The 22556-nt window shown below is 52.9% G+C and carries 27 protein-coding genes, 1 tRNA gene and 2 riboswitches; of the genes, 18 read left to right on the top strand and 10 right to left on the bottom strand.

The annotated features are described in order from the left end of the window. The first annotated feature begins 29 nt into the window (after positions 1 to 29). Positions 30 to 659: a DedA family protein gene (locus KNP80_RS00215; protein WP_214720197.1), complete on the top strand. Its 630-nt coding sequence runs from the start codon at positions 30 to 32 to the stop codon at positions 657 to 659. Between the two features lie 48 nt (positions 660 to 707). Here the strand turns inward: KNP80_RS00215 and KNP80_RS00210 are convergent, their stop codons facing one another. Both KNP80_RS00210 and KNP80_RS00205 read right to left on the bottom strand, forming a co-directional pair. Then, positions 708 to 1883 (bottom strand): cation:proton antiporter, encoded by a 1176-nt coding sequence (locus tag KNP80_RS00210; RefSeq protein WP_214833374.1) that lies wholly within the window; start codon positions 1881 to 1883, stop codon positions 708 to 710. Between the two features lie 40 nt (positions 1884 to 1923). Next, positions 1924 to 2343, bottom strand: coding sequence for a GNAT family N-acetyltransferase (locus tag KNP80_RS00205; protein ID WP_214720195.1), 420 nt, complete (start codon positions 2341 to 2343; stop codon positions 1924 to 1926). A 126-nt stretch (positions 2344 to 2469) separates the two neighbouring features. Between KNP80_RS00205 and KNP80_RS00200 the strand changes: the two genes are divergently transcribed. The 5 genes from KNP80_RS00200 (at position 2470) to KNP80_RS00180 (ending at position 7112) form a co-directional block, all read left to right on the top strand. Beyond that, positions 2470 to 3018, top strand: coding sequence for a glycerol-3-phosphate responsive antiterminator (locus tag KNP80_RS00200; RefSeq protein ID WP_214720194.1), 549 nt, complete (start codon positions 2470 to 2472; stop codon positions 3016 to 3018). A gap of 49 nt (positions 3019 to 3067) precedes the next feature. Continuing rightward, a complete protein-coding gene (locus KNP80_RS00195; RefSeq protein WP_214720193.1) occupies positions 3068 to 3772 on the top strand; it encodes an SDR family NAD(P)-dependent oxidoreductase in 705 nt (234 codons plus the stop codon). 112 nt (positions 3773 to 3884) lie between these two features. Further along, positions 3885 to 4739, top strand: a complete 855-nt coding sequence (locus tag KNP80_RS00190) for an HD domain-containing protein (protein ID WP_353047953.1) — start codon at positions 3885 to 3887, stop codon at positions 4737 to 4739. Between the two features lie 207 nt (positions 4740 to 4946). Then, complete coding sequence (locus KNP80_RS00185) at positions 4947 to 5948, top strand: sodium:calcium antiporter (RefSeq protein WP_214833368.1); 1002 nt, start codon at positions 4947 to 4949, stop codon at positions 5946 to 5948. A gap of 102 nt (positions 5949 to 6050) precedes the next feature. Then, positions 6051 to 7112: a bifunctional glycosyltransferase family 2/GtrA family protein gene (locus KNP80_RS00180; RefSeq protein ID WP_214833365.1), complete on the top strand. Its 1062-nt coding sequence runs from the start codon at positions 6051 to 6053 to the stop codon at positions 7110 to 7112. 43 nt (positions 7113 to 7155) lie between these two features. On the opposite strand, the gene KNP80_RS00175 is transcribed toward KNP80_RS00180, so the two are convergent. The 3 genes from KNP80_RS00175 to KNP80_RS00165 form a co-directional block, all read right to left on the bottom strand. Next, on the bottom strand, positions 7156 to 7722 hold the full coding sequence (locus KNP80_RS00175; RefSeq protein WP_214720189.1) for a 3'-5' exonuclease: 567 nt from the start codon (positions 7720 to 7722) through the stop codon (positions 7156 to 7158). A 65-nt stretch (positions 7723 to 7787) separates the two neighbouring features. After that, a complete protein-coding gene (locus KNP80_RS00170) occupies positions 7788 to 8120 on the bottom strand; it encodes a four-helix bundle copper-binding protein (protein WP_021067537.1) in 333 nt (110 codons plus the stop codon). A gap of 115 nt (positions 8121 to 8235) precedes the next feature. Beyond that, positions 8236 to 8308: transfer RNA gene (locus KNP80_RS00165), tRNA-Ala, on the bottom strand. A gap of 134 nt (positions 8309 to 8442) precedes the next feature. Between KNP80_RS00165 and KNP80_RS00160 the strand changes: the two genes are divergently transcribed. Next, on the top strand, positions 8443 to 9306 hold the full coding sequence (locus KNP80_RS00160; RefSeq protein ID WP_214720188.1) for a GRP family sugar transporter: 864 nt from the start codon (positions 8443 to 8445) through the stop codon (positions 9304 to 9306). Between the two features lie 29 nt (positions 9307 to 9335). On the opposite strand, the gene msrA is transcribed toward KNP80_RS00160, so the two are convergent. Both msrA and KNP80_RS00150 read right to left on the bottom strand, forming a co-directional pair. Next, positions 9336 to 9848 carry a peptide-methionine (S)-S-oxide reductase MsrA gene (msrA, locus tag KNP80_RS00155; RefSeq protein ID WP_034806547.1) on the bottom strand — a complete coding sequence of 171 codons (513 nt, stop codon included), beginning with the start codon at positions 9846 to 9848 and terminating at the stop codon, positions 9336 to 9338. A gap of 64 nt (positions 9849 to 9912) precedes the next feature. Next, positions 9913 to 10013: riboswitch (SAM riboswitch) on the bottom strand. A 44-nt stretch (positions 10014 to 10057) separates the two neighbouring features. Next, positions 10058 to 10219 carry a hypothetical protein gene (locus KNP80_RS00150; protein ID WP_021067534.1) on the bottom strand — a complete coding sequence of 54 codons (162 nt, stop codon included), beginning with the start codon at positions 10217 to 10219 and terminating at the stop codon, positions 10058 to 10060. Between the two features lie 111 nt (positions 10220 to 10330). On the opposite strand from KNP80_RS00150, the gene KNP80_RS00145 reads away from it, so the two are divergent. The 9 genes from KNP80_RS00145 to KNP80_RS00105 all read left to right on the top strand — a co-directional run bounded on the left by KNP80_RS00145 (position 10331) and on the right by KNP80_RS00105 (position 18957). Beyond that, entirely contained in the window at positions 10331 to 11734 is a 1404-nt protein-coding gene (locus KNP80_RS00145) for an amidase family protein (protein WP_214833362.1), read from the top strand. Positions 11735 to 11803: 69 nt separating this feature from the next. Then, on the top strand, positions 11804 to 12865 hold the full coding sequence (gene rlmN, locus KNP80_RS00140) for a dual-specificity RNA methyltransferase RlmN (RefSeq protein WP_214720186.1): 1062 nt from the start codon (positions 11804 to 11806) through the stop codon (positions 12863 to 12865). A gap of 176 nt (positions 12866 to 13041) precedes the next feature. Further along, on the top strand, positions 13042 to 13923 hold the full coding sequence (locus tag KNP80_RS00135) for an SMP-30/gluconolactonase/LRE family protein (RefSeq protein WP_214720185.1): 882 nt from the start codon (positions 13042 to 13044) through the stop codon (positions 13921 to 13923). Between the two features lie 12 nt (positions 13924 to 13935). Then, entirely contained in the window at positions 13936 to 14199 is a 264-nt protein-coding gene (locus KNP80_RS00130; protein WP_021067530.1) for a hypothetical protein, read from the top strand. Between the two features lie 103 nt (positions 14200 to 14302). Continuing rightward, on the top strand, positions 14303 to 15496 hold the full coding sequence (locus KNP80_RS00125) for a GTP-binding protein (protein ID WP_214833359.1): 1194 nt from the start codon (positions 14303 to 14305) through the stop codon (positions 15494 to 15496). A gap of 61 nt (positions 15497 to 15557) precedes the next feature. Continuing rightward, positions 15558 to 15658: riboswitch (TPP riboswitch) on the top strand. 82 nt (positions 15659 to 15740) lie between these two features. After that, a complete protein-coding gene (locus KNP80_RS00120) occupies positions 15741 to 16334 on the top strand; it encodes a YkoF family thiamine/hydroxymethylpyrimidine-binding protein (protein WP_214720183.1) in 594 nt (197 codons plus the stop codon). Continuing rightward, a complete protein-coding gene (locus KNP80_RS00115) occupies positions 16327 to 16902 on the top strand; it encodes an ECF transporter S component (RefSeq protein ID WP_214720182.1) in 576 nt (191 codons plus the stop codon). Before KNP80_RS00120 ends, KNP80_RS00115 begins: the two co-directional genes overlap by 8 nt. Further along, positions 16895 to 18223, top strand: coding sequence for an ABC transporter ATP-binding protein (locus tag KNP80_RS00110; protein WP_214720181.1), 1329 nt, complete (start codon positions 16895 to 16897; stop codon positions 18221 to 18223). The genes KNP80_RS00115 and KNP80_RS00110 overlap by 8 nt, the downstream gene beginning before the upstream one ends. Next, the gene (locus KNP80_RS00105) at positions 18223 to 18957 is read left to right on the top strand and encodes an energy-coupling factor transporter transmembrane component T family protein (RefSeq protein WP_214720180.1); all 735 of its coding nucleotides are present in this window, start codon (positions 18223 to 18225) and stop codon (positions 18955 to 18957) included. Before KNP80_RS00110 ends, KNP80_RS00105 begins: the two co-directional genes overlap by 1 nt. Positions 18958 to 18972: 15 nt before the next feature. On the opposite strand, the gene KNP80_RS00100 is transcribed toward KNP80_RS00105, so the two are convergent. After that, positions 18973 to 19560, bottom strand: coding sequence for a DUF1643 domain-containing protein (locus KNP80_RS00100; RefSeq protein ID WP_021067524.1), 588 nt, complete (start codon positions 19558 to 19560; stop codon positions 18973 to 18975). 34 nt (positions 19561 to 19594) lie between these two features. Next, positions 19595 to 20287 (bottom strand): lytic transglycosylase domain-containing protein, encoded by a 693-nt coding sequence (locus KNP80_RS00095; protein WP_251128793.1) that lies wholly within the window; start codon positions 20285 to 20287, stop codon positions 19595 to 19597. A gap of 78 nt (positions 20288 to 20365) precedes the next feature. On the opposite strand from KNP80_RS00095, the gene KNP80_RS00090 reads away from it, so the two are divergent. After that, complete coding sequence (locus KNP80_RS00090; RefSeq protein ID WP_214720179.1) at positions 20366 to 21064, top strand: CPBP family intramembrane glutamic endopeptidase; 699 nt, start codon at positions 20366 to 20368, stop codon at positions 21062 to 21064. Here KNP80_RS00090 and KNP80_RS00085 read toward each other — a convergent pair. Continuing rightward, on the bottom strand, positions 21021 to 21920 hold the full coding sequence (locus KNP80_RS00085; protein WP_021067521.1) for an alpha/beta hydrolase: 900 nt from the start codon (positions 21918 to 21920) through the stop codon (positions 21021 to 21023). The genes KNP80_RS00090 and KNP80_RS00085 overlap by 44 nt on opposite strands. A 144-nt stretch (positions 21921 to 22064) precedes the next feature. On the opposite strand from KNP80_RS00085, the gene KNP80_RS00080 reads away from it, so the two are divergent. After that, a complete protein-coding gene (locus tag KNP80_RS00080) occupies positions 22065 to 22532 on the top strand; it encodes a hypothetical protein (protein ID WP_214833356.1) in 468 nt (155 codons plus the stop codon). Positions 22533 to 22556: the final 24 nt, after the last annotated feature.

The following is a 22556-nucleotide window of genomic DNA, read 5'->3' as shown; positions in this document are numbered from 1 at the left end:
ATAGTAGGAACTATTGGAGGGTGAAGCACATGAGAGACTGGATGATCCAAGTCATTGAACAGTTCGGTTACTTCGGTATCGCGTTCATGATCTTTATTGAGAACGTGTTCCCGCCGATTCCTTCGGAAGTCGTGCTCTTGTTCGGCGGATTTTTCGCCGTGAAGACCGATTTGATCGTCCCGCTCGTCATCTTCGCAGCGACGGCAGGCGCCATCCTAGGAGCGGTCCTGCTGTATGGTATCGGACTTTATTTGGATGTCGAACAAATCGAGAAGTGGACGAAACGGTACGGCAAATGGATTCGGCTCGACATTGCCGACGTGCATCGGGCCGACGCCTGGTTCGACAAATACGGAGGATGGATGGTGTTCTTTGGCCGCTTGATGCCGGTCGTGAGGAGTTTGATTTCAATCCCGGCCGGTATGTCGAATATGCCGTTCTTGAAATTTTTATTGCTCAGTACGGCGGGGACGGTGATTTGGAATACAATTCTCATCTATATCGGCATTCGCGTCGGTGAGAATTGGGAATCGATTTTAAGCTATTTGGATGTATACTCGTACGCCATTTACGGACTTTTGGCAATCGGGGTGATCGTTTTTTTCGTTTGGCGAAAAAAACGGAAGAAGAAGCAGGACAAACGGGCCTCTTCTTTCTAAACGACAAGGACCAATCTTCTCGAGAAGATCGGTCCTTTATATCACGTTTCATTTGTTCGAATCATCCTTGTTCTCGTCAGGCAAGACTCTTTCAAGTTTTTCTTCCGTTTTGGCGGCTAAAATCTCAGAGAAGCGAAACAAGACGATTCCGATGATAGCCGAGACGAAAATATATAGTCCGACGAACAGGTTGATTGCCCCGTTCGATAGGGCCGTGAAAAGAATCGAGAACTCCCCGCGCGGAGCGAGCGAGAAACCCGCCTCGTTGGCTTGGACCCGTGTCAGGCCATACAGACGGCCCCCGACGCGGCCGACAATCCATTTCGATAACACCCCCCAGACGATTAAGACGAAGAAGAGCGTGTTGACGATGACGCCTTGTTCCAGGTTGATTGAAATTCCGAACGAGATGAAGAAAATCGGTAAAAACAAATCGCGAACGGGGACGGTCAACCGTTTCAACGGACGCACGTCGTGGATGCCAGCAAGCATGATCCCGGCAATGAACGCACCGAGAATCTCGGACAGTCCGAACACCATCCCGATTCCGGCGAAAAAGAGAATCAAGCCAATCAAGCCGATGCTCGCATCATCTTGTCGCAACAGATGTTTGGCGATTTTCGGCTGTTTTTTGACGAAGCTCGATCCAATAAAGAGTAAGACGCCAAAGATGAGAAAACCGGCGAAGACTTTCCCGATATCGGACACTTCAATCGGCTCATCTTGAATGATGAACGGGGCGACTGTCAAGATGAGCGGGGCGAAGATATCTTCAAAGATGAGGAGCGCCAAGACGAACTCTTTCACATCTTCATGTTTATCGGCATGCCGTTCAAGCAGGCGCGCGGAAATCGACGAGCTCGTCGCAAATAAAACGGCACCGATTAAAAAAGATTGTGAAAAATCGAGTCCGAACAGCATGGCAATCCCGATCGTGACGCCAAAGGCGAGCACGATGTCTAAGACGCCTGCCTTCCATACCCGTTTTAGGCGCTTCATCAACTCGCCGAGCGGAAACTTCAAACCGAGTAAAAAGAATAACAGGATAATCCCGATTTCGCCGGCGATTTTAAAGACCTCATTTCCGTCCCAGAAGAAGCCGACGGCGACGCCGATGGCGATAAAGGCAAGAATACTCGGAAAGAATAACCGCTCGATGATGAGACTGAGCACGGAAATGACGGCTAACGCTAAACCGAGTAAGAAGATCATATTCAGTTCCATATGACACCCCAGATATCAGACAGGATTACCGGGTAACAAATCAGTCTCGGTTCCATTGGTATTCCATCCCGACCGATTCCGGGCGCGAATAGTCAAAGCCGAATTGACGGTACAGTCCGTCGGCCGGGATATCCGCAATCAGGCTGATGATGGCCGTCTCGTCGGCTTCCTGTAAAATCCAGTCCATTAACTGCTCCACGATCAATTTTCCGAGCCCGAGCCCCTGACAATCCGGGTCGACGACGATATCGACAAGGTGGAACACCATTCCGCCGTCGCCGACGACGCGGCCCATCCCGACCATGTGATCATCTTTATATAGACAGACGCCATATAACGTGTTGGCCAGTCCTTTCACCGTCCCCGAGTCGGAACGTTTCGGCATCCCGGCGATGACGCGAAGGCGCTGATGTTCCTCCGGTGTCGGTGTCTCGATTCGTACTTCCACTTCATTGACCATATCGCTACTTCCTCTCTGTGCATAAGTTGAAATTATTTTCCCGCTATATTGAATCGGTAAACCTTGATTTCCGGTCCGCGTTATTCAAATAATGAAACCAGGATATGAAAAAAAGGACGTGTTCAGATGATAGATGGTCAAACGATTTTACCCGCCCTGCGTGATATGCGTGACCTCGAAAAATTTGTAAAAGGTCCGTTTAACATCGGTGTCCTGCTCGAAGTGCACGTCGCCCGGCTCGATGCCGTGTTTCAATTATTGGCGGCCCACGATAAACACGTCTTCGTCCATCTCGACCTGATTCAAGGATTGAAGGCAGATGAGTATGCGACCGAGTATATTTGCCAGACGTATCGTCCGTACGGCATCATCTCGACGAAAGGAAGCGTCATTTTAAAAGCGAAGCAAAAACAGGTCAAAACGGTCCAACGTTTGTTTTTAATCGATTCGAGCTCGCTCGAGCGAAGCTATCGCCTCATCAAGCGGACGCAACCGGACTATATTGAAGTGTTACCGGGTCTCGTCCCGAAATATATCCGGGCCGTGAAGGCGGAAACCGGAATCCCGGTCTTTGCCGGCGGACTGATTTCGTCGACCGAGGAAGTCGAGGCCGCCCTCGAGGCCGGTGCGACGGTCGTGACGACGTCCGACCAACGGCTTTGGACGAACGGATAGGACTCAAATCCATCGAATCCGGGTATGTGAGTGTGCAGGAGGGATGTATATGAAACAAGTTATGATTATCACAGGTGTCAGCCAAGGCATCGGACATGAATTGGCACGTCATTTCCGCGAGACGTATCACGTCATCGGACTCGATAAAAGCGATGATCCGCAACTGGACGGAGTGACGTTCCACGAGCTGGATTTGGGCGACCATGAGGCGATTGCTCACGTATTCACTGACATTCAGCGCCAAGTCGGTATCGCTCACGTGCTCATCAATAATGGCGGCGTCTCGTCACTCGTCAAACCAATGGCTGAACTTGACGTCGAGACGTTCAAGCAGGTGATTGACGTCAACCTCGTCGGGACGTTCGCTTGTGCCAAGGCGTTCTTAACGTTGAACGAGAAAGCTGAATATGGCCGCATCATCAACCTGGCCTCGACGCGCTCCCTTCAAAACGAACCAGATTGGGAAGCGTACGGCGCGTCCAAAGGCGGCATCGTATCATTGACCCAATCGATGGCGGTCTCGCTCGCGGAACGCCCGATCACGGTGAATGCGATTAGTCCCGGTTGGATCCACACGTCGGACGAGTCGCTCCGTGACATCGATCATGCGCAACATCCGTCGGGCCGGGTCGGGAAACCGGATGATATCGTCCGTGCGGTCGCCTATTTGATTGATGAACAGAACGATTTCGTCAACGGGCATAACCTCGTCGTTGACGGCGGGATGACGAAGAAGATGATTTATGAGCCGTAATTCGTCTAACCGGGACCATTACCCTATGTTTTAACAACAGATGTGAGTAGATAGGACTAGGCACGGGTAAAGGATGGGGACGCTTTATCAACCCATTGAAGGAGGAATCGCCGTGCACCAGTTGATTGAAGAGGCACTCCGATTCGCGGCCGTCCGACACGACGGACAGTTTCGAAAAGGAACGAATATTCCCTACTTGACCCATCCCGTCGCCGTGTCGATGTTGCTCGTCGAAGACCGGCAACCGGTCCCGGTCGTGGCGGCCGGCCTGCTCCACGATTTGCTTGAAGACACGTTGACGACACCTGAAGAGATCGAGGAACGATTCGGAAGCGAAGTGAGACGACTCGTCGAAGCAGTGTCCGAACCCGGGAAGCACCTGTCATGGGAAGAGCGGAAACGGATGACGGTTCAACACGTCCAGACGATGCAGTATGATGAAGTGGCGCTCTTGGCGGCGGACAAGTTACATAACCTTCGTTCGATTCGACTCGACGTCGAGTCTGCCGGGAGACAAGTGTGGGACCGGTTCAGACGACCGCTCCGCGACCAGTCATGGTATTATCACGAACTGCTCCAAGCGTTCCGACCGTTTAGACAGACGACGACGCTCATCGAGTCATTCGAGACCGAGCTGAACTTATTGTTTTACGGCGTCGCCGACGAGCGGTTCGAGAAACTCGGGAAATTGTTTGATGTCATACAGCACGGATTTCACGAAGAGGACTGGCTTCAAGAGACGACGACGCTCTGTCATACCGCCTATGAGTTACACGAGGCAATGCGCGAAGGCTATCGCCACGGCACGGACGTCAATCAACCGGAGCTCGACGGCTTGTCCGCACAATTGAAAGAAGCGGGGCTTTGGAAACCGTTGCCGCTCCCGATACTCCAAGCGATTGATGAACTGTCTTACCGGACGGCGATGCCAGTCGATGACGTCGTCGCCCATTTAAGGGTCAATTGATTGTCAAATGAATTGTAACGTGATATATTCGTCGTGAACATAAGAGGGGGAGTAGCGACCACAGCTGTGGTCGATGGGTCGTCATTACGGTGCAACGCACTCGGTCCATCGAGCTTCTTACCAAGTCCGCAAGACCTTTTTATGGATGCTTTTTCGGCGTCCATAAAAAGGTCTTTTTGAATTCACGAAAAGGGGAGATTTATTCAAATGGTATTTATTTATTTCATCTTGGCCGCTGCCATCACCGTGTATGCCGCCATGAAACTCTCGACTTACGCTGACGTCATCAGTGAGAAGTCGACGATGAGCGGGATGCTCGTCGGGACCGTGTTACTAGCCGGTGCAACCTCGCTGCCGGAAGTGACGACAAGCGTCTCGGCCGTCATGATCAACAACCCGGACATCGCCATCGGGAACATGCTCGGGTCGAACTTGTTCAACATCTTCATCTTGGCGATGTTCGATCTCTTCTATCGTCAGAAACGCTTGTTCAATGAAGCGAGCCGAGATCATCTCTATACGGCCGGTCTCGGTCTCATGTTGACGCTCGTCACGATGATTGCACTGATCGTCCGCATCGATTTCACGATTCTCGGCATCGGGATTGATGCCCTATTGATTGCGGCATTGTACGGAATCGGGATTTACTATATCGGGAAACGACCGCAACAACCCGCCGTTGAGCGCGAAGCTGCCCATGAGGCCGTACAAGAAGTCGGCGCCAGTGCGACGAGTTCGATTACGGTCAAACGTGCGGTCATCGGCTTCATCATCGCCGCACTCGTCATCATGGCGGCCGGGACAGCTCTCTCGGTGCTAGGTGATCAAATCGCCGTCGTCACGGGCCTCGGTTCGAGCTTCGTCGGTAGCTTCTTGATTGCCGCGACGACCTCGCTCCCGGAAGCGGTCGCCGTCTTCGTCGCCTTGAAGCTTGGAAACGTCAACTTGGCGTTCGGTTCGATTTTAGGAAGCAACATCTTTAACATGCTCATCATCGCCATGTCGGACGTGTTTTACCGCAACGGTTCGATTTTGGCCGACGTGTCGGCGTCTCACTTGGTGACAGCGATTGGGATTACCATCTTGTCGGTACTCGTCATGTATACGCTCCTTCGTAAAGACGTGACGTCGAAACTGCGTTACATCTTGCCGTCAGTGCTCGTCGTGCTCGTCTACTTCGCTTCGTCTTACTTCATCTTCATCGGTTAATCTGGCACGGTGTCTTCCGAGACACCGTGTTTTTTGTTTACCTTGATTCGAGGAATCACTTTTCATCGTCTAGGGTATAGAAGGAGGGAAGGAGGGGTGGCGATGCAAATGCACTCTGTGGAACGTCTAGATGAGTATGTCGTCGTGATTCCGGCCTATAATCCGGATCAAGCGCTCGTCACACTTGTCCGCGAGCTGAAAGCGACCGGGTTTGTCCATGTCATTGTCGTCAACGATGGAAGTGTTGAGACGTCCCTGCCTGTATTTGAGGAGGCCGGGAAGTGGGTGACGTCCGTCCTCGTCCATGAGCGGAATCAAGGCAAGGGCGCAGCATTGAAGACGGGGATTCGTCACGTCGTCGAACAGTTCCCGGGCACGCACGGGGTCATCACCGTCGATGCCGATGGACAACACCTGCCGGAAGATGTCCGCCATGTATATGAGGCGGGGCTTCATTGGCCACATCATCTGGTCATGGGTTGCCGTGATTTCTCGGGGGCGCACATCCCGTTTCGGAGCCGATTCGGGAATCAAATGACACGAGGAGTCATGCTCGTCGGCAGCGGGCTTCGACTGAAAGACACCCAAACCGGTCTACGGGCCGTTCCGTTGCGCTATGCGGAACAGTTGCTCGACGTGCCCGGGAACCGCTATGAGTTCGAGATGAACATGTTGACGTTCACGAAACGTTGGCAAGTCCCGATTCAACAGATTCCGATTCAAACCGTGTATGTGGCCGAGAACGCCTCATCCCATTTTCGTCCGGTCATCGACTCGATTCTGATTTATCGCATGTTTTTAGCCTATTCGTTATCCTCGGTCGCCTCATTTTTATTAGATATCGGCGCCTATGCCTTTTTCATCATTTTATTGAATCCGTGGTTCGAGACGACCCATGTCTTAATTGCGACGGTATTGGCCCGCATCATCTCGTCCTTATTCAATTACGTGGTGAATCGAAAAGTCGTGTTCGACTCGAAAGCGAGACGGGCGATGCCGAAATACTTCGGTCTCGTCGGCTTGCAGATGGCGTTGTCGGCCGGTCTCGTCTATGTATTGTTCCTGTTGTTTCGGGACGGGGAAGTATGGATTAAAGTGTTTGTCGACAGCCTTTTGTTCGTCGTCAGTTATTACATCCAAAAAAGATGGATCTTTAAACGCTAACAGGCCAAGACGATCGTCTTGGCCTGTCTGACGTACATTTCGATTAATAGGCAAGCTTCCCGAGCTTGACCGATGTAAAGCGGTGCAGTTCACGCGGGTCATGTATCCCGGTCTTCTGCATCATATCGCGCATGAGCAATGCGCAGACGCGGGCATCTTCAGCCGCATCGTGATGGATGAACGGGACGTTCAAATATTCCGCCATCGTATTCAGCTTGTGATTCGGCAGTCCAGGATACAGTTTTCTCGACAGCTTGACGGTACAGCCGTACTCGATCGTCGGAAACGTATATAAATCATATTTGGCGATTGCTTTCTTGAAAGCGCCCATATCAAATGAGGCATTGTGCGCCATGACGAGGTCGACATCCCGCAGCGTCGGATAGAGCTGTTCAAGCACCTCGGGTAAGGCTGGGGCGTCCCAGACGTCGCTCGGCCGGATGCCGTGGACGCGGATATTGCCTGCGTCAAAGTCTTCTTCTGGATTGACGAGTAGTTGGTTCGTCTCGATGATTTCACCGTCGACGAGTAGGCTCCAGCCGACAGAGCAGATGCTGCGACTATCGCGGTTGGCCGTCTCGACGTCGATGGCAAGAATTGAATATGACATAATCGGTCCCTTTCTCATAAAACAAGTATAAAAAAAGTCTAACATATCGTTAGACTAAAAAGCGATTATGCGGCCACGAGGTTGCGACACGCCTCTGCGCAGCGGAGACACGCTTCGGAACAACGTTGGCAATGGTCATGCAAGTGGCGGCCACATTCGACGGCGCACGTGTCGCACACCTGGGCGCAGAGTGCAGCAATCGGTTTGGTGAAAGCCGAATCGGTCTCGAGCGCGTTCAAGGCGAGCGCACACACTTCCGAACATTCTTTCGTCAGCCGGATACACTCGGCGACCATCAATAAATCCTCTTCTTGTAAACATTTTGAGAAACAGTGATTGCTTGCCCGCATACAGTCGATGACGGCTAAAATGGTCTCTTCGACAGAGGCACGATCCATAGTAAGTCCCCCTTAGAATAATGATGTCTTACAATCATTACCCGCTACCAGGTGACTTAAACCGGGCGGAGACGCAAAAAAAAGTCACCCCTCAAATGAGTGGTGACTTCCATAATGGAGCATAGCGGGCTCGAACCGCTGACCTCCACGCTGCCAGCGTGGCGCTCTCCCAGCTGAGCTAATGCCCCGTTCGAAAATTATTATATCATCCTAGTAAAACATTTGGCAATGGATATTTTTAAATTTTTTCGAACAAAGTTTAATCGTGCGTAAACGTGGGAAAATCATTGGTAATGTTATTCTACGAAAGCAGGTGTTATCTATGGAAATGATTTTACTCGCACTCTTACCTGCCTTGATGTGGGGGAGTATCCCGCTCATCGTGTCGAAAGTCGGTGGTAAGCCGATTCAACAGTTAATCGGGACGACGATTGGAGCGATGGTGATGGCGGTCATCATCGCACTCGTATTCAATCCGGAGTTCACGACGCTAGCAATCGTGACCGGCTTCATCTCCGGTGTGTTCTGGGCACTCGGGCAATATTTACAGTTCCAATCGTTCCAAATTTTAAGTGTATCGAAAGCGATGCCGATCAGCACCGGTATGCAACTCGTCGGGACGTCCTTGTTCGGCGTCATCGTGCTCGGTGATTGGCAGACGTCGACCGAGTTATGGCTCGGTTTTTCTGCGCTCGTGTTGATTATCATCGGGGCGGCACTGACGTCATATCAGCAGAACAAAGACGGCGACAGTAGCGGGGCCTTGAAGAAAGGCTTGCTCGTCCTGCTCGTGTCGAGTATCGGTTATGTGACGTATGCCGTCTTGACGAACTATTTCGAGGTCGACGGCATCACGGCCATCTTGCCGCAATCGGTCGGGATGTTCATCGCAGCGCTCTTGTTCAGCTTGCGCGAGAAAGATGTCAAGAAGTTCGACCCGAAGACGTTCAAAAACATCTTGGCCGGTCTCGCCTGGGGGATTGGGAACTTCGGGCTGTTCGTGTCGAGCGGTGAGGTCGGCATCGCGACGTCGTTCGCCTTGTCGCAATTGAACGTCGTCGTGGCGACGCTCGGTGGGATTTATCTATTGAAAGAAGAGAAGACGACGAAAGAACGGGTCTTCGTCTTTATGGGAATCGGGCTCATCGTCGTGGCCGGATTCATGCTCGGGATTGCGAAAAGCTAAAAAGACGGGTCAGACGACCCGTCTTTTGTTTACCAGGCTTGCTCGATGAATGCGTCGCGCCCAGATTTCTTCCGGTCCTCTTTATAGTGGGCCGGATTTTTTTTATGGAAGTCTTGATGGTATTCCTCGGCCGGATAGAACGTGTCGGCCGGTAGAATCTTCGTGACGATTGGCTGTTTGAATCGTCCGCTCGCCGCGAGCGCGTCGCGACTCTGCTCTGCTTTCACGCGTTGTTCTTCAGTATGATAGAAGATGGCCGGCGCATATTGGCTGCCGCGGTCTTGGAACTGGCCGCCGTCATCGGTCGGATCGGTCTGAATCCAATATAGTTCGAGCAGGCGCTCATAAACGAACAGCGTCGGGTCGAACGTGATCTCGACGACCTCATAATGTCCCGTCGTCCCTGTTTTCACTTGTTCATACGTCGGGTCATCGACGTGACCTCCCGTATAACCGGATACGATTGACTCGATGCCAGGTTGCTCCTCGAACGGCGTCACCATGCACCAAAAACAGCCGCCTGCGAATGTTGCTTTTTCCATTAGTAAGTCCCCCTCGATCAATTTTCCCAAAAAAAGCGCTCATGTCATCGACATGAGCGCTCTGTCATATCGGCCAAGGCACATGCCTTGCTGGAAGTAGCACCTTGCCGAAGCAGGTTGCTGTGAAGTCATAGAGCCAGGTCTCTCGTTCACTCAAGATATCGATATGTAGTTGGTGAGAGCATCATACCATCAGATTTGAAGCGGCGTCAACGGTTTGGTTTGCGTCGAAGTTGGAACAAGGTGGCGCCGAGAATCAAGATGACGAGGACGATGGAGAGCGGTAGCGTATACGGAGCGTCCCCGGCATATAGCTGTAAGAAGAACAAGGCAAAGACGGACAATAAGACGAGTACGTACGAACGATTCATAGTAACCTCCCTTTTCTTTCAGTGTACCAAGTTACATATTCGTTGGCGAACGAAAACAGGAAATCATCTGGAGATAGCGAATACCATCGAGTGACCAAAGGAGGAATCTATATGACTGAACCAAACACATGTTTCGAACTCGATATCGAGACCGCCCAGCGCGGATATAAAGAAGGAACGTTCACGGCGCGTGACGTGACGGCCTACTATTTGACACGGATCGCCCAGTTGAACGACAAGCTGAGAGCGGTCATTCAAGTGAACCCGGACGCCTTGTTCGAGGCCGAGGCGGCCGACCGGGCGTTTCGACGAGGTGACCGCTTGCCGTTGCTCGGCATCCCGGTGTTGATTAAAGACAATGTCGAGACGGCGGGATTGATGAAGACGACGGCCGGGGCCGTCGCCCTCGCGCATCACTTCGCCGGCCGGGACGCCCATCTCGTTCAAAGCCTGCGCGCGAATGGGGCCATCATCCTCGGAAAAGCGAACTTATCCGAATGGGCCAACTTTTTGACTGAGGGCATGCCGAACGGCTGGAGTGGGGTTGGTGGCCAGACGCTCAATCCATATGGGGACAAGCTCGATGTCGGAGGGTCGAGTTCAGGTTCGGCGTCGGCGGTCGCTGCCAACTTGACGTTGCTTGCCGTCGGCAGCGAGACGAGTGGCTCGATTATCCACCCGAGCGTCCATAATGGAATCGTTGGCATCAAACCGACCGTCGGTTTGATTAGCCGCAGCGGCATCATCCCGATCTCCCGGTCGCAGGACACGGCCGGCCCAATGGCACGGACACTACGGGATGCGGTGCTCGCCCTTGAGGCGATGGTCGGGGAAGATCCCGCTGACCCAGCGACGACGCATCTTCCGGCCGGTCCGCCTTACCGGACTTGTCTTGATGAGCGGCAAGCAGTCGGTATGCGTGTCGGCGTCGTCAAGACCGATCTGTCTGAAGAAGAGCAGGTGCTCTACGACGAAGCGATCGCATTGCTGAAACAGAGCGGCATCGAGGTCGTCACCGTCGAACTGCCGTCGAAAGCAGGGCTCGACCAAGGGGATATCCTGTACCATGAGTTCAAGCTCGGAATCGAGGCGTATCTCGCCTCGACGACGCTCCCGTATGAGACGTTGTCGGATTTGATTAACTGTAACAACAGTCATCCCGAGACGATTCCGCATGGACAGAAGACGTTCGAGAAAGCGGATGAACAATCGGGCCGCTTGATTGAGGACGCCTATTTGACGCGCCGCCTCGACGACGTTTATCTCGCCAAGACGGACGGCATCGACCGATTGTTGGCCGAGCAGGAACTTCATGCCCTCGTCTTGCCGCATGACCACAATTATGACATGGCGGCGAAAGCCGGCCATCCGACCGTCACGATCCCGTATCGCTTGAAGGCGAGCGGGGCCCCGTTCGGTCTATCGTTCACCGGGACGAGCTATGCCGAATGCGACTTGATTCGTCTCGCCTACGCGTTCGAGCGTCATGTGACACGTCCCGTCCCACCGTTATAAGAACGTTGCACCGGTCGTCCACGTCCGCTACAATGGTACGTATGCGGATTGAAGAAAGGACAGATAGCAATGAAACCATCTATATACGGGCTGACATTCGATCAGCTGTCGGAAGCGTGCGTCTCTTGGGGATACAGTGCCTTCCACGCGAGACAAATCTGGGACTCACTCTATATCGACCGAGTCAAGCACATCGAGGACATCTCGGTTCGCGCTGAAGTGCGTGAGGCGCTCGCCGCCGAATACGTCATCTCGACGCAAGACCTGTTCGTCAAACAAGAAGCGGGCGACGGGACGGTCAAATTTTTACTTAAATTACACGACGGGCACTATATCGAGACGGTGCTCATGCGTCACAAATACGGACGTTCGGTCTGTGTGACGACACAGGTCGGCTGCAATATCGGCTGTAGCTTCTGTGCGAGTGGTCTGTTGAAGAAGACACGCGATTTGACGGCCGGTGAAGTCGTCGAACAAATCATGACCGTGCAACACTACTTGGACGAGGTCGGGGAAGGTGCTCGCGTCAGCCATATCGTTGTCATGGGAATCGGGGAACCGTTCGATAACTTCGACAACTTGGTCGACTTCCTCCGTGTCGTCAAGGACGAGCGCGGCCTCGCGATCGCACCGCGTAAAATCAACGTGTCGACGAGCGGACTCGCCGACAAGATTTACAAGTTCGCGGACCTCGATTTGCGCATTAATTTGGCGCTGTCGCTCCACGCGCCGAACGACGCGCTTCGGACGCAAATCATGAAAATCAACCGGGCGTTCCCGCTCGACAAGCTCATGCCGGCCATCCGTTATTACGTCGAAACGACGAACAAGCGGATCACGTTCGAATATATTCTCTTATCGAAAGTGAACGATTTGCCTGAGCACGCCGAGGAACTTGCCGACTTGATTGACGATATTAAAGACAAGTCATACGTCAACTTGATTCCGTACAACCCGGTCAACGAGCATATCCAGTATGAGCGGAGCACGTCCGAGGACATCATGGCGTTTTATGACGTCTTGAAGAAACGGGGCATCAATACCGGGGTCCGCCTCGAGCACGGGACCGATATCGATGCGGCCTGTGGCCAGTTGCGCAGCAAGCATATGAATGTCGAAGGCGCAAAATGACAGAGACTCCTTGAATCTCATGATTCAAGGAGTTTTTTTGTCTTCTGCCCTAGAAGGATGCCGGCCCGGTTCAATATTTTTCTTCCGAGCGGTTGCTATTTTGGGAAATGTTGAATAGAGATTGCCCCCTCAGGGAATAGTCACTTGAAATCAATGTAGAGAGTGGAGGCAATTCAATGGAGACAGTAAACGCTGCGTTATGGATTCGAGTTCGAAATACGCTTGGGGAAGGGCCGTGTTGGGATGCGGAACTGAAACGCTTCTATTGGGTCGATATCGAGGGACATACACTCTGGTGGTACGATGAGAAAGAAGATGAACTGTCGTCGTTCGATATGGGACAACAGATCGGGTTCGCGGTCCCGAAAGTGACGGACGGCGTCGTCGTCGGCTTGAAAGACGGGATTTATGAGTGGGACGAGACGTCAAAAGAGCTCGATAAAATCGTCGAACTCGACGACCCAGAAGGAAAGCTCCGCTTCAATGACGGCAAAGCCGACCCGTACGGACGCATCTTCGCCGGCACGCTCCATCTTGAAGACGAGGCGGAACAAGCGACGCTATACCGTCTGAATCGCGACGGCACGACCGAGGTCATGTTGAGCGAGTTGACATTATCGAACGGACTGACATGGTCACCCGACCATTCGACGTTCTATCATATCGATACACCGACCGAGACGGTCCGTAAATACGCCTTTGACTTGAAGACGGGTACGCTCGGCGAAGGGGAGGCCATCATCGATTTCACAGTCGAAGAAGGATTCCCGGACGGCATGACGTCCGATGAGGAAGGGTTCTTATGGATTGCGCACTTTGCCGGCGGCCGCGTCTCGCGCTGGAACCCGGAGACGGGTGAAAAAGTGCTCGAGGTGCTCGTGCCGGCCCCGAACGTCACGTCGTGCTGTTTTGTCGGCGACAACTTGAACCAACTCGCCATCACGACGGCTCGTGAAGGGATGGATGACGAGGCGCTCAAAGCCCATCCGGACGCAGGGTCGGTCTTTAAAATCGATACAGACGTGAAAGGGATGCCGCTCTATCGGTTTGGACGATAAGGAGGTAAAGAAATGGTGAAGCGATTGCTCGTTCGTGCAGGCATCGGTTTGGCACTCGCGGCAGTGGCCCGGGTCGGGATCCAAAAACTATTGGATGCGAACCGGGAAGACGACCACACGTATTTGAATCCGCGCTGGGATGAGGCCCCGAGTGTCGATGCCGATAAGGATGAGGATGAGGTCGGTCTGACGCAGCTCGATTCGATTTATCGGGCCGAGTGGCAGGCGAACACGTATCCCCGCTCCGAGGCGGAACGCAAGGCGTTGGAAGAATAGGGAAAGGAACACGTCTGGGAACGGGCGTGTTTTTTTCTTGACAAGACAATGGTGACCCGTCATTATCTAAAAAGTAATGATTACGATTTAGGAGTGGGGATATATGAAACGAATTCCAATCACGGTGCTGTCCGGTTATTTAGGGAGCGGCAAGACGACGTTGATGAATCATCTGTTGAACAATCGGTCAGGTAAGAAATATGCGGTCATCGTCAACGACATGAGCGAGTTGAACATCGACGAACGATTGATTGAGCAGGGCGGTTTCTCGCGGACGGACGAAAAATTGGTCGAGCTATCGAACGGCTGCATTTGTTGCACGCTTCGTGAGGACCTGCTCGAAGCGGTACAGGACATCACGAACGACCGTGAACTCGACGGGATTATCATCGAATCATCCGGCATCTCAGAACCGATTCCGGTCGCTCAAACGTTTACATACGCCGATGACGCCCTCGGGATCGATTTAACGAGCCGCGTCTATATCGATGCGATGGTGACCGTCGTCGATGCATATCGATTCTTGAAAGATTTTAACTCGGGCGAGTCACTCCATGAACGCAAGCAGGCCATCGATGAGACGGACGTCCGTGAAGTCGTCGATCTGCTCGTCGATCAAATCGAGTTCGCGGACATCATCGTCTTGAACAAGGCGGACCGCGTGACAGAGACGGAAGTCGACGAGATGGCCGGGCTGTTAAAGGCGCTCAATCCTACCGCCAAACTGTTGACGTCGGTCCTTGCGAACGTAGAATTGACCGAGCTGTTAGACGTCAATCTGTTCAATTTCGAGCAGGCGATGCATGCCGCCGGCTGGATTCACGAGCTTGAGGCGGAAGTACATACGCCGGAGACAGAAGAGTACGGCATCAGCTCGTTCGTCTATCGTCGACGCCGTCCGTTCCACCCGGAGCGGCTTCATGCGTGGATCGAGGCGTTCCCGGAACAAGTCGTCCGCGCCAAAGGGTTCTTATGGATTGCTTCTCGAAACGACCTCGCCTGCCTGTTCTCGCAAGCGGGGTACGCCTCGACGCTTGAACACGCAGGACGTTGGCTCGCGACGCTGCCGAAGGAAGAGCGTCGTCTTATGTTCGCAGCAGAACCCGAGCTCGCCGCCGATTACGTCGAGCCGTACGGGGACCGTCAGACGGAGCTCGTCTTGATTGGGCAGCGGATGGAGCGTTCGGTCATCGAGGCCGGACTCGACGCGTGTCTGTTGACAGACGAGGAGATGACCCTCGATTGGACGACGTTGCAAGATACGCTTCCGGGGAACGGTATCGTGACTTTCACATAAACCGTTTACAAATCCGGAGTGGTCGTCTATACTTTTCGTTGCATAGACAACCGCATACATTGGACTACACTAGGGGTGCTTCGGCTGAGATGTGAGCATGGCTCCAATCCCTTATGACTCGATCCGGGTAATACCGGCGTGAGGAAGTGTGGCACTTTTTCTAATGGATTTGTAAATTGGACGAGTGGCCGCATTCTCATGGATGCGGCTTTTTTGTGTACATACAATTAAGGGGGAATAGAACATGAACAATCAATGTGAAAGGAGTCCGATCGTCGGATTCCGCTTTACGCTGAGCCCAATGACGTCTGATTTTGTGAGTGTCATCAAAGGGGCATTGAAGGAGACGAACTTGCAAAACGTCTGGCGACATACCGACGACGTCTCGACGGTCATCCGTGGACGAAGTGAGCATGTGTTCGATGTGGCCAAAGCCGTCCTGTCACATGCGACGAAGACAGGAGAACATGTGTCGATGAGCGGGACGTTCTCGGTCGGCTGCCCAGGCGACACGGCAGGAGACAATCTGCTCGACGTGACGACTGAGCCGGGGAATGGCACGGCGGGCTCGCAGTACGTATCTTCACAATTTGCACTCTATCCGCTCGGGGACCCGAAGTATATGGACATCATCTACGAAGAAATTGCGTTTGCGAAAGAGCGTGGCGTTTTCAATGACTCGATGCATTATGCCTCGGGTATTCACGGCGACATCGAACCGGTGTTTTCATTTTACGAGGCGACGTTCGACCGCGTCCGTGCGAAGACGAGCCATGTCGTCATGACGGTCACGTTCAGCGTGAACAGCCCGTCACACGAGGGACAGCAGCATGCTTAAGTCGTGGAAGTTAAAAGAAATCGTCTTGTTGGCCATTTTATCGGTCGTATTCGCTGTCGTCTATTTGGCGTTCGTCCATGTCGGGAATCTATGGGCAGGCTTGATTGGACCAATCGCGTACGAATGGATTTTTGGGATTTGGTTCATCGTCTCGATTATTGCGGCTTATATCATCCGCCGACCTGGCGCAGCATTTTTGTCAGAAGTGCTTGCGGCGACGATTGAGATGATGATTGGTAACGCGATTGGACCTCGTATTATTTTAGTCGGGATCATTCAAGGACTTGGTGCTGAAGCGGCGTTTGCGGTCACGGGCTACAAGCGATATGACCTTTGGGTGCTCATGCTGGCCGGATTTGGTGCAGCTGCGACGAGTTTCGCGTATACGTATGTCATGGGTGGACTCGTTGCCCTCAGTCCGACATACGTAGCGACGATGTTCGCGTTACGTGCGACAAGCGGAATGCTCATTGCCGGTCTGGGAGGTAAGATTTTGAGCGACTTGTTGCTTCGTACGGGTGCGCTCGAAGGGTATGCCCTCGCGCGTAAGGGACGAGTACATGGTTGAGGCAGAACAGCTGGCGTTCCGCTATCCGGACAAACAGCGCGAAGTATTGACAGACATCACGCTTCAATTAACGGCTGGGAGGACGCTCATCACAGGGGCGAGCGGATCGGGGAAATCGACATTGTTCTCTTTGATGAATCGTCTGTACCCGGATAACTGCGATGGCATCGTGACAGGCAAATTACATTTGTTTGACCGCTCTTACGACACGTATACAGCTGGTGAGGTGAATCGTCGTGTTGGAACGGTGTTTCAAGATCCTGACAGTCAATTCGTCATGCAGACGGTCGAGGAGGAATTGATTTTCACACTTGAAAATTTTGCCGTGGCGAGGGACGAGATGATGGCGCGTGTGGCCACGATTTTAGCGGAATTGCAGTTGACCGATTATCGTGACCGAGTCATTCATGACCTGTCAGGTGGTGAAAAGCAACAAATCGCTGTCGCCTGTGCTTTGATCGGGAAGCCGGAATGGCTACTACTCGATGAGCCGCTAGCGCACCTTGATCCCGAAACCTCAACCCGTTTCGTTCAGTGGCTCGACAACGTCGCACAGACGGTAAACGTTGTCGTCATCGAACATCGACCCTTCCTATGGGGCGGGTTCTTCGATAGAGAAGTGGAGCTCGTGAACGGACGCATCAACTATGACGGACCGTTCGTTGCCCGCCCGGATTATACGTTCTCTCCGGTTAAGGTGACACAAGGAAATACTGTTTTATTTCACGTACCGCAATTGAAACGAATAACATTCAAACTAGCAGCGAGCGAGCTGACCGTCGCCGAGGGTGATCTCATTGCCGTACTTGGTCGAAACGGCAGTGGCAAATCGACTTGGCTCAAGAGCCTTGCCCGCGAACATCAAGAAGTCGGACTCGTCCCACAATCTCCGGCTCGTCTGTTTATCACGAGTGATGTGACACGTGAACTCGCATATGGCCATAATCGTCCGATTGAGGACATCATGAACCGGCTCGGGCTTGGACCGTTTCGTAACGACCATCCACTCTCGCTTAGTCACGGTCAAAAACGAAGGCTCGCCATCGGGGTGATGATGCTCTCGAATAAACGGCTCATCGCGTTCGATGAACCAACTGCTGGACAGGATGAGATATCGCTTCGTGCGCTTTATGAATTGATGGTTGAACGAACCCGCGCCGGCCAGACGGTTCTGTTTGTGACGCACGACCTTAGTTTCGCCAGAATCGCGAACACATATTACTTGATGCGTGAAGGTTACTTGAGTGGGCCATATGATGCATCGCTCTGGAATGAGACAGAGCTTCTACAAGCTCACGGTTTATTGCTGGAGGAATCGTGATGACGTTTCATGAGATGAACCCGACGATTAAATTTCTGACCGTCACGTTGCTCATGTTCGGTCTCGCCTTTATGTACAATCCATGGACGCCGCTTGCTGTATTCATCGGAACGCTTATACTTCAAATTCTCTTTTCTAACGTGAACTGGAAACGCTGGGGGCTGTTCATGATTCCGTTTTTATTCACCGCGCTCGGGACATTGTGGACGACGCTCGTCTTTGGAAAAGAGGCGGGCGGGGAGGTCATGTTCACGCTGTTCGGCAACGACGTGACCGTCGAAAATGTGATGCTAGCATCGACGCTCTCCTTACGGGTATTAGCATTCACCGCGTTATCACTCCTATTCACACTGACGACGGACCCCAAACGGTTCGTCTACAGCTTGATGCAACAAGGGAAGTTGTCGCCTAAAATCGCTTACAGTGTCTTCGTCGGCTTTCGTTTCTTTCCGATTTTGAAGCATGAACTGATGCAGCTGTATGAAACGCATGCTTTGCGAGGCGTTCGTTTAGAGACGCGACTCGATCACATTCGGCACGTTCCGAATTTAATCATCCCGCTTCTGGCAGGATCGATCCGACAAGCGGAACGCATCGCGTTCTCGATGGAGGCACGCGGGTTCACGGGCGAACCACGAGCGACGTATGAAGTCGTCGCCATCACTCGGTACGACTTTCTGTTGGCGTCGCTCTTGATTGTATTGTTCGGAGTGAGCGTATGGATTGGCATATAAACGAAACAAGACGACTCACTCGGAGTCGTCTTGTTTCGTTTCTTTCACGATTCTAAACTTCGGTTTGACCGATTCGTTATTGAACGCCTCGAGCACAGTGTTCTCGTTGGCCATACGAATCTGTTGCGGCTCGCCTTTGGACGTCGTACCGATACAGAACATATGAGCCTCATGGTCGGCGAACAGCGTCTTATACGGAGTCGCATGGTGCATCAAGCGTCCTGGAGAGCCCCAGCCGACGATGATCATCCCGCCGGTCGCCTCAACCTCGTCGAGCGTTTCCTCCACGTAATGAAAGTTGACCTCGTCAAGCTGAGACTCGACGTAAGGCAGATTGTCATTGATGGCAAGCGTCGGGACGAGACTGATAACGCGCATCTCACGAATTGGTTGATCGAGATGGTTACGCATGAGCATATACGCCCGCTGCGTGGTCGTGCCGGACAAGAAGGCATCGCTCATCCGGGGCGAGTAGATAATGACGGCACAGATGACGCCGTCGACGACATCGGTGAATTCGTACGTTCGCATATATCGTTTCGTCTTGTCCTCATTGAAGACCGACTTGACGCGAATCGTCACTTCCTCGATATGGGTGTTCATAATGTTTCCTCACTTTTGCTCAAATAGTGCCAGGTCAGACCCAGCCGGCGAACCATTCCAAATAGCGAATCGTATAGCGGGCGACTTGTTGCGTCGCCGACGCCTTGTCATCTGGTAAATAAGACACGTCAGTTTGATATGACTCATAAAACGACATCACATCGTTGACATACTGCTCACTTCGGTTGTACTCGAAGATGGCGTTCCGAATCGAATCCGTCGAGTCTGCCGTCGTCCCACCGTGCTCACTCAAATAATATGCGGCCGTATGGGCCGAATCGACGAGACTGTGCGGGTCGGCCTGACCGTCGTTGTTGCCGTCCCGTCCGAGACCGCCATACTGTTCGATAAGGGCGAGGTCTGTCAAATCGACTTCATCCTCGGGGACATCTCCTTTTTGGTCGTTGGTGTCGTACTGCCAACCGAGCCACGTCCGCGGCATGAATTGGAACGGACCAATCGCCCCGACCGATGAACGCATCGATGAGCTATGGGAGAAAATCGTCTCGACGCGATGGACCGCGGCGAGGAGTCGCCAATCGACGTCATAGGTCGCCGCCGCATCCTCATAAACGTCACGATGGACGGCGGGGATGCCATGATCCCCGTAATAGGCCCGGTAAAGGGCGTTGTTCACTTTATCATGTTGACCAAACCAGCCGATTGCGCCGAGGCACAGCACGATCACAAGCAAGAGACCGGTCAGTCGCAAAATCAATCGTTTCAAGATTCCGCCTCCTAGCTTTCTAGACAATACCCGAATAGTGTAGCATATAGCTAACAGGAAGGACAGGAGTGGATATTCATGCTCGAACAGGCCGTCTTTACCATCATTCTCGTGTACTTATTGATTGTCCAGTTGTTCAACGCCCGGTTGATGAAACCGATGATTGAAACGCTCGGGCGAAGCCGCGTGTACGATCAGACCATCAAATCGGCGTGGGGACTCTGCTTGCTGTTGCTCGCCCTCGTCTTTTTGTTCCAGGTCCCGCCTGAAGCAGTCGGGCTTGGCTTCGCCCCGGCTGAAGGGGATTTGCGCGCCTGGCAGTTCTTCTTTTTGACGAGTGTCCTCATCTCGGCATTGATTGCGTTCTATCTGCTCGTGAAAACGTCCCCAGGTTTGCGGCGCCGGTTACGGCCATATTATGAGCTCGAGATTGAACGGTTGCTGTTGCCTCAGACGATTCAGGAGGCGAGAGCGTGGGGCGCCGTGTCTTGGACGGCCGGAGTGACCGAAGAGTTCATCTTCCGTGGCGTGCTGCTCTATACGGTCACATTGTGGGTGGACGTCTCGCCCCTGATGCTCGCCTTGATCGGCGGAGCGTTATTCGGGTTGGCCCACGCTTATCAAGGTGTCCGAGGCATCCTCGTGACCGGTCTCGTCGGGTGGGGGCTCGGTTATTTATATGTGGCGATGGGTATCCTCTGGCCGGTGATGATCGTTCATGCCTTGCTCGATTTTATTGCTGGACCGATTCACGTCGTCGATTCAGAAACTGACTGACGGCCGCCTCATACGCGGGCTGGTCTTTCAAAATACAGTTCGTATGTTCCGCGCCGTGGATGAGGGCGATCTCATTTTTGCGATTGAGCGCATTCATCTCGACGGACATCCAGGTAGGGACGAAATCATCCTCTGTCCCATGGATGAACAAGACCGGCACATCGATTGCCGCGAGCGCTCGTTTCGGTCGGACTTGGTGCATCCGGAATCCGGCTCGCGTCCAAAGGAAGTAATTGATTCCCGGCAACAACAAATCACCAGGCAGTCGGTGTAAGACGTTCAACTGATGGCGCATGAGTTGTCTCATGTCGTCGAACGGGCACTCGGCAATCAAAAAATCGACATCTGTCAATGGACCGGCCTGTAAAATCGAGGCGGCGCCCATCGACACGCCATGCAGCCCGACCTCGGAGACGGACTCATTAACCCGCAACCAGTCGACCCAATCTACGATGTCATGTTTCTCATGATAGCCGTACGAGGCGTACACGCCCTCGGATTCGCCGTGGGACCGCAAATCGACGGCGAGCAGATTGTAGCCGAGGCGATGGAACATCGCCAAATGCGGGGCCATGAAGCTGTGGGACGCCGTATAGCCATGCACGAAGACGATCCACTTCGATGAGCCTTCGTTTCGGTAGACACGCCCATAGAGGCGATATCCGTCTTGCGAGCGGAGCGAGACGTGCTCAAATGGCACGTCGTGATAAAAGGATTGATCTTCCTTCGTGTAGGGGGCCAACAGCATCTCGGGCGTCTTGCGTTTCCCTCGTGTCATGCGTTTGAACGCATAGTAGCTGATGGCATAATAGCCAGTGAATAATGTTGCGAGTCCAACCTTCCATCTCTTCTGCATGTGAACCGCTCCTTTCTCCATTATTGTACCCGAAAACGCGTTCCCAATTCACGTGCCATATGGATCATGGTGAGTTTTCAATGACGGAACGCCAAGGCTTATGTAAGATAAGACACATTGTGCCGAATAGAGTTGCCACATATGATGGTAGCGAATAGTCACCAAGTGGGAGGATATGAACCGATGGAGCGACAGGCGATGTATCAATTTTTACAGGCATGTTTGATGGGACAGACGGATTATACGACGACTGACGGGGTGACGTTTTATCGCGCTCCGACGAACGGGGAACGGCAACATGGAATCGTCTTGGACGTGTTAATTGACCGCTACTTATGTCGGCCTGGGCAGGCAATCGAACTATCGGTCCCGGACATCGCCGTTTCCATCGACGTGTCGGCGGACGAAATTGTCCGGTCTGTGCTCGCGCTCGCCCGCATTACTCTCGTCTCGCAACATATCGAGGAGAGATTGATTCGTGTCGTCTCGGCGGGCATCGATGAAGCGGGTCGATTGACGCTCGTCATCGGTTTCAACGCTTGGCTGACGCATCATTTGGACCATCTATCGGGCGAGTGGGTCGAGCTGCCGCCTCGCGTGCACGCCATGTGACATACTTGAACAACAAAAAGGGAA

Source organism: Exiguobacterium sp. E4787 (genome assembly GCF_018618375.1).
In the GTDB taxonomy this organism is placed as follows: Bacteria; Bacillota; Bacilli; order Exiguobacteriales; family Exiguobacteriaceae; genus Exiguobacterium; species Exiguobacterium chiriqhucha.
Note: the sequence above shows the minus strand (reverse complement) of the source record. Positions and strands in the feature narration are given on the sequence as shown.

What these genes read in the sequence shown, in the direction of transcription:
- KNP80_RS00185 (WP_214833368.1), top strand. Translation starts at nt 4,947, where the DNA reads ATGGTATTTATTTATTTCATCTTGGCCGCTGCCATCACCGTGTATGCC.
- rlmN (WP_214720186.1), top strand. Translation starts at nt 11,804, where the DNA reads ATGAAACCATCTATATACGGGCTGACATTCGATCAGCTGTCGGAAGCG.
- KNP80_RS00205 (WP_214720195.1), bottom strand. Translation starts at nt 2,343, where the DNA reads ATGGTCAATGAAGTGGAAGTACGAATCGAGACACCGACACCGGAGGAA.
- KNP80_RS00180 (WP_214833365.1), top strand. Translation starts at nt 6,051, where the DNA reads ATGCAAATGCACTCTGTGGAACGTCTAGATGAGTATGTCGTCGTGATT.
- KNP80_RS00090 (WP_214720179.1), top strand. Translation starts at nt 20,366, where the DNA reads ATGCTCGAACAGGCCGTCTTTACCATCATTCTCGTGTACTTATTGATT.
- KNP80_RS00100 (WP_021067524.1), bottom strand. Translation starts at nt 19,560, where the DNA reads ATGAACACCCATATCGAGGAAGTGACGATTCGCGTCAAGTCGGTCTTC.
- KNP80_RS00170 (WP_021067537.1), bottom strand. Translation starts at nt 8,120, where the DNA reads ATGGATCGTGCCTCTGTCGAAGAGACCATTTTAGCCGTCATCGACTGT.
- KNP80_RS00115 (WP_214720182.1), top strand. Translation starts at nt 16,327, where the DNA reads ATGCTTAAGTCGTGGAAGTTAAAAGAAATCGTCTTGTTGGCCATTTTA.
- KNP80_RS00200 (WP_214720194.1), top strand. Translation starts at nt 2,470, where the DNA reads ATGATAGATGGTCAAACGATTTTACCCGCCCTGCGTGATATGCGTGAC.
- KNP80_RS00160 (WP_214720188.1), top strand. Translation starts at nt 8,443, where the DNA reads ATGGAAATGATTTTACTCGCACTCTTACCTGCCTTGATGTGGGGGAGT.
- KNP80_RS00110 (WP_214720181.1), top strand. Translation starts at nt 16,895, where the DNA reads ATGGTTGAGGCAGAACAGCTGGCGTTCCGCTATCCGGACAAACAGCGC.
- KNP80_RS00135 (WP_214720185.1), top strand. Translation starts at nt 13,042, where the DNA reads ATGGAGACAGTAAACGCTGCGTTATGGATTCGAGTTCGAAATACGCTT.
- KNP80_RS00150 (WP_021067534.1), bottom strand. Translation starts at nt 10,219, where the DNA reads ATGAATCGTTCGTACGTACTCGTCTTATTGTCCGTCTTTGCCTTGTTC.
- KNP80_RS00120 (WP_214720183.1), top strand. Translation starts at nt 15,741, where the DNA reads ATGAACAATCAATGTGAAAGGAGTCCGATCGTCGGATTCCGCTTTACG.
- KNP80_RS00145 (WP_214833362.1), top strand. Translation starts at nt 10,331, where the DNA reads ATGACTGAACCAAACACATGTTTCGAACTCGATATCGAGACCGCCCAG.
- KNP80_RS00085 (WP_021067521.1), bottom strand. Translation starts at nt 21,920, where the DNA reads ATGCAGAAGAGATGGAAGGTTGGACTCGCAACATTATTCACTGGCTAT.
- KNP80_RS00130 (WP_021067530.1), top strand. Translation starts at nt 13,936, where the DNA reads ATGGTGAAGCGATTGCTCGTTCGTGCAGGCATCGGTTTGGCACTCGCG.
- KNP80_RS00195 (WP_214720193.1), top strand. Translation starts at nt 3,068, where the DNA reads ATGAAACAAGTTATGATTATCACAGGTGTCAGCCAAGGCATCGGACAT.
- msrA (WP_034806547.1), bottom strand. Translation starts at nt 9,848, where the DNA reads ATGGAAAAAGCAACATTCGCAGGCGGCTGTTTTTGGTGCATGGTGACG.
- KNP80_RS00105 (WP_214720180.1), top strand. Translation starts at nt 18,223, where the DNA reads ATGACGTTTCATGAGATGAACCCGACGATTAAATTTCTGACCGTCACG.
- KNP80_RS00175 (WP_214720189.1), bottom strand. Translation starts at nt 7,722, where the DNA reads ATGTCATATTCAATTCTTGCCATCGACGTCGAGACGGCCAACCGCGAT.
- KNP80_RS00215 (WP_214720197.1), top strand. Translation starts at nt 30, where the DNA reads ATGAGAGACTGGATGATCCAAGTCATTGAACAGTTCGGTTACTTCGGT.
- KNP80_RS00080 (WP_214833356.1), top strand. Translation starts at nt 22,065, where the DNA reads ATGGTAGCGAATAGTCACCAAGTGGGAGGATATGAACCGATGGAGCGA.
- KNP80_RS00210 (WP_214833374.1), bottom strand. Translation starts at nt 1,883, where the DNA reads ATGGAACTGAATATGATCTTCTTACTCGGTTTAGCGTTAGCCGTCATT.
- KNP80_RS00125 (WP_214833359.1), top strand. Translation starts at nt 14,303, where the DNA reads ATGAAACGAATTCCAATCACGGTGCTGTCCGGTTATTTAGGGAGCGGC.